10 protein-coding genes and 1 tRNA gene are annotated in these 12,753 nt (G+C 62.4%); 8 read left to right on the top strand and 3 right to left on the bottom strand.

Translation table 11 applies throughout. From position 1 onward, the window contains the following. The first annotated feature begins 178 nt into the window (after nt 1-178). From N2604_RS03620 to N2604_RS03645, 6 genes are all read left to right on the top strand, one after another. Complete coding sequence (locus N2604_RS03620) at nt 179-817, top strand: RraA family protein (RefSeq protein WP_260373829.1); 639 nt, start codon at nt 179-181, stop codon at nt 815-817. Nucleotides 818-952: 135 nt separating this feature from the next. After that, complete coding sequence (locus tag N2604_RS03625) at nt 953-1,840, top strand: hypothetical protein (protein ID WP_260373830.1); 888 nt, start codon at nt 953-955, stop codon at nt 1,838-1,840. 20 nt (nt 1,841-1,860) lie between these two features. Further along, nucleotides 1,861-2,232 (top strand): cupin domain-containing protein, encoded by a 372-nt coding sequence (locus tag N2604_RS03630; protein WP_260373831.1) that lies wholly within the window; start codon nt 1,861-1,863, stop codon nt 2,230-2,232. Nucleotides 2,233-2,276: 44 nt separating this feature from the next. Further along, nucleotides 2,277-3,233, top strand: coding sequence for a tripartite tricarboxylate transporter substrate-binding protein (locus N2604_RS03635; RefSeq protein ID WP_260373832.1), 957 nt, complete (start codon nt 2,277-2,279; stop codon nt 3,231-3,233). A gap of 286 nt (nt 3,234-3,519) precedes the next feature. Next, complete coding sequence (locus N2604_RS03640; RefSeq protein WP_260373833.1) at nt 3,520-5,307, top strand: adenylate/guanylate cyclase domain-containing protein; 1,788 nt, start codon at nt 3,520-3,522, stop codon at nt 5,305-5,307. Between the two features lie 78 nt (nt 5,308-5,385). Further along, complete coding sequence (locus tag N2604_RS03645) at nt 5,386-6,327, top strand: phosphatase PAP2 family protein (protein ID WP_260373834.1); 942 nt, start codon at nt 5,386-5,388, stop codon at nt 6,325-6,327. Between the two features lie 63 nt (nt 6,328-6,390). On the opposite strand, the gene N2604_RS03650 is transcribed toward N2604_RS03645, so the two are convergent. Further along, entirely contained in the window at nt 6,391-8,850 is a 2,460-nt protein-coding gene (locus N2604_RS03650) for a hypothetical protein (protein WP_260373835.1), read from the bottom strand. Nucleotides 8,851-8,981: 131 nt separating this feature from the next. Next, a complete protein-coding gene (locus tag N2604_RS03655; RefSeq protein WP_260373836.1) occupies nt 8,982-9,341 on the bottom strand; it encodes a VOC family protein in 360 nt (119 codons plus the stop codon). A gap of 141 nt (nt 9,342-9,482) precedes the next feature. Between N2604_RS03655 and N2604_RS03660 the strand changes: the two genes are divergently transcribed. After that, a tRNA-Arg gene (locus N2604_RS03660) sits at nt 9,483-9,559 on the top strand. Between the two features lie 261 nt (nt 9,560-9,820). Here N2604_RS03660 and N2604_RS03665 read toward each other — a convergent pair. Continuing rightward, nucleotides 9,821-11,026 (bottom strand): integrase core domain-containing protein, encoded by a 1,206-nt coding sequence (locus N2604_RS03665; RefSeq protein WP_260371115.1) that lies wholly within the window; start codon nt 11,024-11,026, stop codon nt 9,821-9,823. A gap of 584 nt (nt 11,027-11,610) precedes the next feature. Here N2604_RS03665 and N2604_RS03670 point away from each other — a divergent pair. After that, nucleotides 11,611-12,750: an amidohydrolase/deacetylase family metallohydrolase gene (locus tag N2604_RS03670; RefSeq protein ID WP_260373837.1), complete on the top strand. Its 1,140-nt coding sequence runs from the start codon at nt 11,611-11,613 to the stop codon at nt 12,748-12,750. Nucleotides 12,751-12,753: the final 3 nt, after the last annotated feature.

Here is a 12,753-nt window from a genome sequence, read left to right on the forward strand (position 1 = left end):
CATTTTGTGCTTGACGTGGCGTAGGAGTCACAGCGCCCCGGCGACAGGCTGTTACACTCGTGCTGCGAGCGCCTCAGTCCCTGCGGGCGATGCCAAGAAGACGAAGTGGAGCGCCTGCCGGATCTGGCCTTCGAAGGCGCGGGGGCATGCTGAATAAGACAAACACGGAAGGACTGACATGACGATCACCATCGCAGCGAGTAGCGTGCCGAAGCCGCCGGCAAGTATCATCGAAGGTTTCAGGGACGCGCCGACCTCGGTGATCTCGGACAATCTCGCCCGGCTGCCCGGGGCGGTCGGGCTGAAGCCATATCACCGCGGCGGCAAGCTGGTGGGGACGGCCTTCACCGTGCGCACCCGGCCCGGCGACAATCTCGCCATCCACCGCGCGCTCGACCTGGTCGGGCCCGGCGATGTCATCGTGGTCGATGGCGGCGGCGACGAGACGCGGGCGCTGGTCGGCGAGATCATGAAGAACATCGCGCAATGGCGCAAAGCCGAAGGCTACGTGATCGACGGCGCGATCCGCGACGTCGCGGCCTTCGCGGCCGACGACTTCCCCTGCTACGCTCGCGCGGTGATCCATCGCGGCCCCTACAAGAACGGTCCCGGCGAGATCAACGTGCCGGTGACGATCGGCGGCAGCGTGATTGCGCCCGGCGACATCGTCGTCGGCGATGAGGACGGCGTGGTGTCGTTTCCCGCCGCCGGTGCGGCCGCGCTGCTGGAAGCAGTGCGCGTCCAGCTCGCGCGCGAGGAGGAGACGCTGAAGGCAATCCGCGAGGGCCGTTACCAGGGCGCTTACGGCAAGGCCTGATCTGGCGGGTGTAAGTCAAGACAATGGCCGAGCTGATCGAAAGTCGAATCGGCCATTGCTATTTTCGAAAGTGATTTTGCGACCTTTGTTTCGGCCAAAGTTCTCTCATGCTTTTTGCTGCTGAGGTCACTTCAGATGTTGAGGAATTACGCGATCGTCCTGCCTAGTTTCCTGCTTCTGTGGGTCTCTGGAAACAACGACGTCAGATCGTGGGAGACGCGCGAGGTCACCAACGATCATCCCAAGTCGGCGACGGTTATTGTCGCTTTGGCGGGTGCAGAACGGCGGATGACTGAAGAGATTTACGCAGAGGCAAACGGGCTGTCGCAAGGCGAGGTGGGAAAGCGCTTCGCGGCAAGCGGAGTCTTGCGATGCCCCGGCGGAGCCAGCAGCGCTCAAGTCACCGGGGCGCGCGATGTGATCACGACGGTGGCTCACGCGTTTCGGGACGCTTGCAAACCTCATACGTCACCTGACAAGTGCATATTCGAGTACTATTTGGGAGCAGAGAAGCGGATCATTCCCTTGTCGGCCGCTCTATGGATGGGCACCTGCGATGATGCTGCACCGAGACAGGGCAGCGTCGATTGGGCCGTCGCAAAACTTAAGTTTCCCGCAGACGTGACGCCGTACGAAATCTATGAGCAGCCCGAAACTCTGGTGGAGCTGGAGCGTGTTCTGGCGGTTGTCGGTTATGATATCGAGGCCACGGGAAAGACGGACAAGGACGGGCCGTTCAACAAGACGATCCAGGAGTGCCAAATCCGCGACGCGAGGGACTGGCAGACATTTGAAACGAGCTGCGAGTTCGAGTTCGGGGCGTCAGGGAGCGCCCTCTTTCGTCAGTGGGGCCGTCGAATGACCATGCTTGGCGTCGTTTTCGGGGACTATCACGATAAGGATTATTGTCCACGAGGCGGCTGCGAGTTCAAGAGCCGGAAATGGTCGAGCTTGTTTGTGACCTTGAGGGGCGAGTTCAAGGACCGCCTCTCGGCCGCCGTGCGTCAGTCTGCAGCAAGATAAAAAGCAGAAGGGGAAATGACTTGAGCCAGAAGGACGAATTCCACAATCTCGACGATGCCAGCGACGGCCTCTTCCGCGAGCTCGCCGCCGGCGTGACCACGCGCATCTTCTCCGGCGAGCAGGCGATGCTGTCGGTGGTGACGCTGGCGCCGCATGCGCAAGGCACGCTGCATCATCACCCCGAGGAGCAATGGGGTGTGCTGCTCGATGGATCCGCCATCCGCGTCCAGGGCGGTGAGGAAATCCCGGTGAAAAAGGGCGATTTCTGGCGCACGCCGGGGAACGTGCCGCACACCATGCGCGCCGGTCCCGACGGCGCCCGCGTGCTGGACATCTTCAGTCCGCCTCGGCCAGAATATCGAAAACCCGGTTCGGGGTTTGGCACGACCTAGCGCTCAAAGCAAAAAAGCAAAGCGCAAAACAAAGGGAGGGGACCATGACGATCACACGACGGGCGCTGCTGGCCGCGCCCGCCATCCTCGCGATGGCACCGGCAAGCGCGCAAGGCTCGAAAATCACGCTGGTGGTGCCATTCCCGCCGGGCGGATCGACCGATGCGATGGCCCGGTTGCTGCAGAGCAACCTGCAGACGAAGCTCAATCGCATTGTCGTGGTCGAGAACAAATCCGGCGCGGCCGGTGCGCTCGGTGCGGCGCAGGTCGCCAAGAGCCCGGCGGATGGCTCGACGTTTCTGGTGACGTTCGATTCCCATGCGGTGATCCCGTCGATCCTCGACAAGCCGCCGGTCGATGTCGAGCGCGAGCTGATGCCGGTGCTGCTCATCGGCACCGCGCCTTACGTGATTGCGGCCGGCGCCGGCCGCCCCTACAAGAGCTTTGCCGACGTGGTGGCGGCCTGCAAGGCAACGCCCGGCGCGGTGAAATATGCCTCGGTCGGCATCGGCACGCTCGGCCATCTCGCCATGACCGTGCTCGGCAGCAAGGCCGGCGTCGAGATCATGCACGTGCCCTATCGCGGCGGCGGCCCGGCCATGAACGACGTGCTCGGCGGCCATGTCGACCTCATCGCGGGATCGGCGGCGCTGGTCGCGGCCCAGCTCGGCACCAACATGTTGCGCCCGATCCTGCAGCTCGGCCGCGAGAGGTTGCCGGCCCTGCCGGACACGCCAACCGCGATCGAGGCCGGCTTTCCCGATTTCGAGACGCTGGCCTGGTGGGGCATCTTCGCGCCGGCGGGGACGCCGCCGGATGTCGTCGCGGCCATGGCGACGGCATCCAAGGAGATCCTGAGCGAGCCCGCGACCGCCGCCCAGCTCAAGGACACCCAGCACATGACGCTGCTGCTCCAGGACGGCGCTGCCTTCAAGACCTTCTTCGACAAGCAGGTCGCCTATTGGGGCAAGGTGGTGAAGGACAACAATATCCGGGCATAGGGCCAAGCGGCGTTTCAGCTGCAAGCAGACGGGGTGATGCTCGGCCATGCGGCACCGGCCAAGGCGGCCCAGCTCTGCCTTGATAGAAATTGCCGTCTGGTTGGGTAAGATTGCAAGAGCCTGCTCTGCCACTTCCGGTATCAATGAAGGGCATTGGGCGGCTCTGCCGCGGAAATCGCCATCACATTGGGGGCGTCAGCTGATTGCAGACCTTGCATTTGATTGCCGATAGCTGTTTGCTACGTTTCCACGTGGTGGTTGTACGCCCAAGAGTTGTTGAGCTGTGATGATCAGAGTCGACAACAGTTCCCCGGACGGCGACTCGGATCGGAGTCGACCCAATCGCCGTATCGCTGCCACGGTGTTCACCGATGTCGTCGGATATTCCCGTCTCATGGGAAGCGACGAAGTAGGCACGCATAAGCGGTGGATGTCGCTGCGGGCCGACGTTCTCGAACCGCGCGTCGCTTCCTTTCGCGGTCAGGTGATCAAAAGCACCGGGGATGGCCTGCTTCTGGAATTCGGCGATCCGGTCGACGCGATCAGCTTCGCACTCGACACGCAACATCACCTGGCCGAAATCTCACCCGACGGCGGCGACGCGCTGCAACTGAGAATGTCCGCCAACGTCGGCGACATCATCGCCGAGAGCGACGACATTTACGGCGATGGGGTCAATATTGCGGCCCGACTACAGGAATTTGCCGGACCAGGTGGTATCGTGATTTCCGGCGCGATTCATGATCAGGTCAAGGATCGTCTCCGTTACCAGGCCGCCGATCTCGGGTTTCTCACGCTCAAGAATATCGAGCGGCGAATTCGCGCGTTCAAGATAGCTCATCAAGGATTGCGGCCTCCGACCATATCGGTAGCCCACGCGCTCAAGCCGTCAGTGGCGGTACTACCCTTCCAGATGCTCGGCCTCGATCCGAAGGATACCTATCTCTCGCAGGGAATCATTCACGACATTGTCGCCTCGCTGGCAGGTATTCGCGAGTTGTTTGTCGTATCCAGCACATCCACGCTCGGTTTCAATGATCCTGCGGTCGATCCCGCGACCGTCTGTCATCGCCTGGGCGTGCGATATCTCGTCACTGGAACGTTGACGCGACAAGGCGAGCAGTTGCGGTTACGGGTGCAACTGATCGACGTCGATACGCGCTCGATGCTGTGGACCAATCGGTACGAAGCGTCGATTGCGCAGCTCTTTGACGTTCAGGGAGAAATCGCGACCAACATCGCGTACGCATTGCTTCCGCACATTCATATCTCGGAGCTGAAGCATGCCGAGCGAAAGATTCCGCAAAGCATGAACGCATATGATCTCGTTCTGCAGGGAATGTATCGCCTGTACCGCCTCGGTCACGATGACATGATTGCGGCGCGGGTATTGTTCGAGCGTGCCCTGCAATACGATCCGCAATATGCGGCAGCCTACGCCCTGATGGCCAAGTGGTATATCCTGCACATCGGCGAAGGGCATTCCACCGACTTCAAGGCGGATTCGGAAGAGGCGCTCAGGCTTGCGTCGCGAGCGCTCGAGTTCGAGCCGTCGGATCCAGTTGCACTCGCCATTTTCGGACACATCAATTCCTTTCTCTTCGCCGCGTATGACCGTGCCCTCGATGCTTTCGACCGTGCCATCTGGGGAACGCCCAATTCCGCCATTGCGTGGTCCCTGAGCGCATCGACATACTGCTATCTCGGCGATGGACCGCGTGCCGTGGCGCGCGCGTCCTACGGAATATCGCTGTCGCCGCTCGATCCGTACGCCTATTTCTATCAGTCGGCGCTCACCAACGCGCACTACACCAATGAGACCTTCGACGATGCCGTGCATTGGGGCACGAAGGTCATGGCCGCTGCTCCGCGGTTTGCCGCGAATTTGCGGCTTCTTGCCGCGAGCCTCGTGGCCGCCGGTTCTATCGAGCGGGCGCGCGAAGTTGGCGCCGCGCACATGAGGATCGATCCCTCGTTCTCGGTTGAGAAATATTGCAGTTGGTATCCAATCAAGCAGCCGGACCGGCTCGCTCTACTTGCTGAACGATTGATTGAAGCTGGGTTGCCTCGCTGACGGCGCGATAAGTGCACCGTGGTCCTTGGTGGCCTCCTACAAGATACAGGTTCCCGCAGAACAGCTCCGGAGGATGACATGGGTATGGGTATGGGTATGGGTATGGGTATGGGTATGGGAATGGGCATGGGAATGGGAATGGGAATGGGAATGGGCATGGGCATGGGGATGGGGATGGCTTTCGGTGCCACGCCTCCCGAGCTCGGCTTCCGACCGCTGACCTTGCAGTACGACCTCGGGCCGAACACGGATCCGAGCTTTCCGGAGAAATTGCTGCCCAAGGAATGCTGGAAAGGCAGGGAGGGCCCGTGGGATCCCGATGTCCTTTGTCTGCTCTCTCTCACGGAGTTCATAAGGGATACCGATTGGGACACGATCTACACGGACATCGCCGCGGAGCGGCCGACCCTGCTCGCCTGGCAACCGACCCAGCCGGACTATCAGGATTTTGTGGCCTGCGAGATCTTGCAACTTCAGCTGCTCATGCAGACCGATCGCGAGCGCTACATGGGCGAAATCGTTGCGCAGCATGACAATGCGCCCGGATATTGGGTGAGCCTGATGGCGGCCAATAATCGTGAGCACCACTATACGCTGGTGGTCATGAATCTTGCCGTTCGAATCGGCCAGATCGTGGCGGCCTTTTACAAGGACTACTACAAGCGACCGCGGCCATCGTACGCCTGCCCAGGCTTGCTGCCAGCCTTCGGCCCACCAGCACATGCTTCATTTCCAAGCGGTCATTCCTTGCAGAGCTGGCTCATGTCTCTGTTCCTGGAGGAGGTCGCGTGTTCCTACAAGTATGAACTCGAATGGCTTGCTGACAGAGTCGCAGTGAACCGCGAGCGAGCGGGGGTGCACTATCGAAGCGATACCGAGGCAGGAAAGTTCATCGCCAAGAAGTGCAAGGCAAAGATCATGGCTCTGCCTGCCACCTCCAAGATCAAGAAACTTTTCGCGGCGGCCAAGACGGAATGGAGCCAGCCAATAACAACGGCGCCCGCGCCCGCTCCGGTCTAAGCGGTATGCCAGAGGTCATGACGGTTGATCTTGCGGCAACGCCGGTCCAGACCGGCGCAGGCTCTACGAAAGGGTCCACTCCCGATAACCGAGATTGTTGTCGGCGCGGACAAGATCCGCGACGACCACGGGACCGGTAGCACATGGCAGGGTGGACCCCGAATCGATGTTGCTGCGGTCGCCTGCGACCGTCGCGCGGGCGAGCAAAGCGTTTCTCTTCCCGGCGTGTGGTGTCCATCTGAAGGGCCCGAATTTCACCGAGGCCCCATTGGGTACGTGGCGCTGCGTCGTGTCGCCATCGAGCAGTTCCCAGCCGGTCGATGCGGTATTCCAGACATCGGCGGCATCGTCAGTGGCCGCGAACACGCTGACCGTCGCACCGTTCGCCGGCTGGGTGCCGCGGTTGCGGAGAATGACGTAGACATAGTTGACATAGCCCGGGCGCGGCGCCTCATGTGGCGCGCCGTCACCCTCGCTGTGCTGGACCCATAGCACGCCGGGAAGCGCTGACCAAGTGTCGCTGTATTGGTATTCTCCCTTGCGTCCATCGTCGACGTAAATATCGATCGGCGGTGCGCTGCCCGGCTTGTTTTGGCCGGGCGAAGAGGCCTGATACAGACCCTGTTGCTCGAAAGTCCAGCGGACAACCTTGTGCAGCATTCCGCCGCGTCGTGTCGCTCCCTCATAGTCGAGATCGGGCGTGCCGACATCTGCGTCCATGAGGGCGGTCGCGAATTGGGTCGCTTCGCCTGTCGGCTCCGTTTCAACGGCCCCGAGCGAAGCTATGGCGCGGACGATGAGGTAAGCAATGTAATATGCGGCCGCCCGGCGGCGCTCGAGGTCCGGCTCGCGTGCCGGATTGCTGCGAACCGCATCACCGCCCGCGGCGAGATAGAGCCGGAACAGGGTGCTCGACAGGATCTGCTCGGAAATGTAGCCGGCGGGATCACGGACGCCGTAAGTGGGTGCGGGTTTCTCATAGAGCGTACCGCTCCAGCCCCAGCCTTGCTCGACCTTGCGGTCGTGCCGCCGCAACGGCAGCTGGACAAAGGGGAACGTCACCCCACGCCACGCCTTCGGGAGCTTCGACGCCGGATCACACATGATCGCTCCGAGCGCGTCGCCGGCGCTGTGAGCGAAATCGAATTCGGTCGACCCGGTCGCGGCAAGGATCAGGACATGACAGAACTCGTGCCATACGAAGCGCACGTCCGCGACGAGCCCCAAGGGGTGCTTCCAGGTGTCCGAAAGATCTGCGAGGGCAAACAGCATCGCGACGTTCCAGGGCCGCTGTGCCGTATCGCCCAGAAACGGCGTTACGTAGGCATTGATGCCGCGGCCGTCATGTGCGCCGGACCCTGCCAGGAGCTTGGCTCGATGGTCGACGGTCAGGGGCAGCCTGACATCATGGAAGTGATCTTGCAGGCCGAAGCCGAATCCGCGGATCAGTCGCATCATGGAATCGCAATGACAGTAGGCGCTGACCGCAGCGAATTCATTCGTTCGAGCCGAGAAGGCGAATGGGGGTACCTGCTCCGGCGGATCGTATTTCTCGCCGAGCGCAGCCGGCTCGCGCACCGTTACCCGCGGACCGGACAGCCTGCGCTGTCCGCCACCGGCGTGTTCGAGGTCAAGCAGTGCAACGGGGTCGCGCTGTTGGTCGAGAGTGGCGCCGCCGCTGTCAGGTCGTATGTGGAACGCGCCTGTCTTGCTGGAGGGATCGCTAAGGAAGGCATACCCGGCGCACGCCGACGCGATTGGGGTCTTGCGGATAAGCCTGGCCGCGAGAGGATCAAAGAGGACCCGGTGCGCAATCGAGTCGCCGCTTGCCACCGGCAGGAAAACCGTGGCGCTGGCCGCCAAGCCAAGCCCGCCATTCTCGTACACGGTGCTGGGCTCGCTTCGATGATACGTAACGAGTCGTCCATCTGCGATTGCGTCCGGCGACACAAAGCCCAGGACAGGGCCGAGCCAGCCTGCGATCTTTTCCGCGTCAAGGCTGTCGGCCCACTCCGGCTTGAAATCGCGAAACGCCCTTTCCGCGAAGCCCGGCTTGATCGACAGATTGGCATTCATGAGCAATGTCGATCGGGCACTGGTGATCTGCCACCGGCCGGTCTGCCGCCCGTAATGTGCGACGACACGGATGCTGCCTCCTTGAACATCGGGGACGAAACTCCTCTTTGTGACCTCGGTCGGAAATGTTTGCTGACACCAGACGACCGTCGTCTCGATCCCGCCATTGCGCTTCAGTTCGCGGCGCTGTGACCATCGAAATCTTGATTTGTCGGATCGGCCGGAGCCGTTGGAATCGGCCGTGTCGTCGAGGTGGTCCAAATCGTCGGGGCTGAGCGGCAGCAAAGGCCGATCGGGGTGGGACGCCAGCCTCAGATACGCGACCGCGGCTCGCTGCGCTGACACGTCAGGGTCTGCCACCGCCGGCGTCTGCAGATGGCGCAACTCACGGACAACCCCGTCCGCATCCTTCTCAATCAGAAGATCTGGTTCTTGCGGAAGATTCATAGCTCACCTCAAGGGGGTCTCGATCTCCGGCACGACTGAGGCAAGCATGCATCGGGCGGTGGCCCAAAGCAAGGTTCGTTCCGCCAGATGGAAAAGTAGTGGAAGAACAGACCTCTATGTCCAACCCTCGGTCACGCGCCGCGCAACGGCCGGGCGAAGCTCAGTTCATGGCCATCGGGGTCGGTGAGATGGAAGTAGCGCTCGCCCCATTCCGCATCGCGCGGCGTGGTCGAGGGCTGCCATCCCGCCGCGCGCGCCTGCTCATAGGTGGCGTCGACATCGGCGACATGGAAGATGACGCGGCCCCACCAGGACCAGCGCTTGTCGTCCGGCTGCGCCGTCAGATTGAGATAGCCGCTGCCGGCGCGAAAGCTCGTGAATGCTGCGGCTTCGCCGCCATAGAGAAGCGCGAACCCGAGCGAGCGGTAGAAGTGCACGGCGCGTGCCATGTCATGGGTGCCGAGCGTGATGGCGCTGATGCTCTCGATCATGTGGGCTGCTCCGCCAAGAGGGACCTGGGCGCATTGTACGGCCGCCTTGCTTGGCTTGCAGATGATCTCCTCCGCCTTGCGGCTGGCGAACCGCATCCTGCTCTGCTATGAGGAGGCCGAACCCGCAGCTCCGGGTTCCGCGGTCCCGTAGCTCAGCCGGATAGAGCGGCGGTTTCCTAAACCGTAGGTCGGAAGTTCGAGTCTTCCCGGGATCGCCATTCTTTATAATGTCCAGCCCGGACACATAGGTAACAGACCGTACCTGAGACATGGGTAACAACCTCGTGCCGAACGGGTTGTCGAGGGTTGCAGGTACTCCGCGCACTCATGGCGCCGCCCATTATTGCTCGGCCCGCACATTCGCCGTCAACCCCGCGCGCCCAAGGGGCGCGCCCCTGGCGGGCTTCGGGGGTTGACCGCTCGGTGCGGCCATGCAAGGGGGCTGCCATGCCAAGAACGAGCAAGAGTGCCTATCTCAGTCAGGGCGATGATGTCGTACCGGAGACATCGGTGACAGGCCTCGGGCCGAACGGGTTGTCGAGGGGTTGCAAGGTCTTTTGCTCAAGGTCGAAGTATCCCAGGTCGTAGTGCATGAAGCTGACGAGCCAAATGCCGTCGTCGACTTCCTTGATACCGAGCTTCTGGCCGGCCAGCACGATGGAGATGTTGATTTTCTTGCGATGCAGGCAAAGGCGGCCGCAGGATGTGATGACGACGTCGCGATCGTGGAAGGGATAGGACAGTTCGGGCAGGCCATCGTAGTGGCGCGCTGACGCGGTGTAGAGCTCGGCAGGGCACTTCATGTCGAGCGCCTCGTGGGGACGTTCGGCATTGAACTCGTGCAGGAAGCGGTCAAAGCGATCCTGCTGCTGCAGGCTGTTGAACCCAGGCGGTCTAGTCGCTTCCTTTTTGAGCGTGAGATGCATGCGCTCATGACGGCCGTTCTGTTGTGGATGGCCGGGCTTGATCCGCTCGATCGCAATGCCGAGCCTGAGCCACCACACCGATAGCTTCGAGAGGTTGAACAAGGCATTGGGACTAGCAAAGGGCACGCCATTGTCGGAGCGGATGGCCAGCGGCAAACCACGTTCGCGGAACAGCCGCTCGAAGGCGGTAATGGCAGGGTCTTCGCGCGTTGAGTCCAGCGCTTCACAGAGCAGCAGGAAGCGCGAGGCATGATCGCTGACGGTCAGTGGGTAACAGTACTGGCCATTGCCGAGCCTGAACTCGCCCTTGAAGTCGACACACCACAGATCATTGGCAAGCGTGCCCTGCGACAGCGGCGTGCCGCGCGCGCGGTGGCGCGACCCGCCGCCGCGCTTGACCAGGCCGTGGCGATCGAGCACCGCATGAATGGTGCTCTTGGCGGGAACCCTGACCTCGCCATCGAGCCGGCGCACCAGCAGTTCGCGGATCTTGCGGGCGCCCCAGTGCGGCTTCTCGCTCTTCAGCCGGACGATCAGGGTCTCGAGCTGCTGCGGGAGCTGGTTGGCATAGCGTATCGGCCGCCTGGAGCGGTCGCTCAACGCCTCCAGCCCGTGCTCCTTATAGCGGCAGAAAATCTTGTACCCGGTCTTGCGGGAGATGCCGAACTCCCGGCACACCGCGGTCATGGCTTCCCCATCCAGAAGCCGGGCGACAAAGCGCAGGCGCTCTTCCATTACCGAACTCGCTTTCCACGGCATCTACACCTCCCGCAGAACAAAAGCGGAAAGTGTAACCCATGTGTCCGGTACGAGTTGTCACCTATGTCTCGGGCCGCTCAATAACTCCTGCCAGCCAAATTAAGCGGATCTCGCCCTGCCGGTAACGGATGGGTAACGCAAGTGCCTGCGGCCCTTCGCGCTGACTGCAGGCATGCAGTCGCGGGCAGGCGCCGCGACGTCGTTGAGGCGGTGGCGCCGACTGGTGCGCAGCCCGCCGTTGGTGGTTGATGAAGCGAGGGCCTGCGACGTGAGGCGCGCAATCGATATTGGTATTGGCGGAGGCCACAACAGGTTCGCCGCCCATTTAGCCGCAAAAACTCGCCGCCGCGGATGTCCAGAAGGACTTCGAGGAATGGCAGAAGGTCCAGCTGCCGTGGACACCTGATGCCCCGGATTGATGTGCAAGGTGCCGGCAGGCGGCTCGCAAGCGCTGGGAGCGTAACCGGCATGCGCGCCGATTTGCTCAGCGGGCGCGAAAATTGCTAACAGGGACAATTGCAGGGACCTGCCTGGTTCTCCTGCCTGTAACCCTGCCATACCTAGCCACATCCCGGAGACCATTGATGCCTTTCGACCTGATCCTGCGCGGGGGGCGGGTGATCGACCCGTCCCAGAAGCTCGACGCCGTGACCGATGTCGCCTTCGCCGGCGGCAAGGTCGCCGCGATCGGCAGCGCCCTCAAGGCGGATCCGGGCACCGAGGTGCGCGACGTCTCGCGGTTCATCGTCTCGCCGGGGCTGATCGATCTGCACACCCATGTCTATTGGGGCGGCACCTCGCTCGGCATCGATGCCGAGGAATTCTGCCGCCTCTCCGGCGTCACCACGGCGGTCGATACCGGCAGCGCCGGTCCGGGCAATTTCGCCGGCTTCCGCAAGCATGTGATCGAGCCGAGCCAGGTCCGCATCCTCGCCTATTTGCACGTCTCGCATGCCGGCATCTTCGGCTTCTCGCACCGGATCATGGTCGGCGAGAGCGAGGAGCTGCGCCTGATGAATCCGATCGAGGCGGCCGAGGTGGCCGATGCCAACCGCGATCTCATCGTCGGCATCAAGGTGCGCGTGGGCCTGCATTCCTCGGGCACCTCGGGCGCGGTGCCGCTCGACATCGCGCTCGAGGTCGCGAACGAGGTCGGCATGCCGCTGATGGCGCATATCGACCATCCGCCGCCGAGCTATGAGGACGTGCTGGCGCGGCTGCGTCCCGGCGACGTGCTGACCCATGCGTTCCGCCCATTCCCCAACACCCCGGCGACGGCGCAAGGCACGGTGAAGAAGGAAGTGCTGGAGGCGCGCGAGCGCGGCGTGCTGTTCGATATCGGCCACGGCAAGGGTTCGTTCGCGTTCAAGACCGCGCGCGCCATGCTCGCCAACGGCTTCTATCCCGACACGATCTCCTCCGACATCCATCAGCTCTGCATCGACGGCCCGGCCTATGACCAGGTCACGACCATGTCGAAGTTCTTGTGCATGGGCATGGAGCTGTCGGATGTGATCGCGGCATCGACGGTGAATGCGGCGATGGCGCTGCGACGTCCCGAGCTCGGCAGCCTCAAGCCCGGCAGCGTCGGCGACGCCACGCTGATTTCGGTGAAGCAAGGCCAGTTCGACTACGAAGACGTCGTCGGCGAGCACCTGATCGGCGACAGGAAGATCGTCTCGGAGGGAGTCGTGATCGGCGGCCGCTGGTGGCATCCGAACTGAGAC

Origin of the sequence: Bradyrhizobium sp. CB1015, assembly GCF_025200925.1 — a bacterium.
In the GTDB taxonomy this organism is placed as follows: Bacteria; Pseudomonadota; Alphaproteobacteria; order Rhizobiales; family Xanthobacteraceae; genus Bradyrhizobium.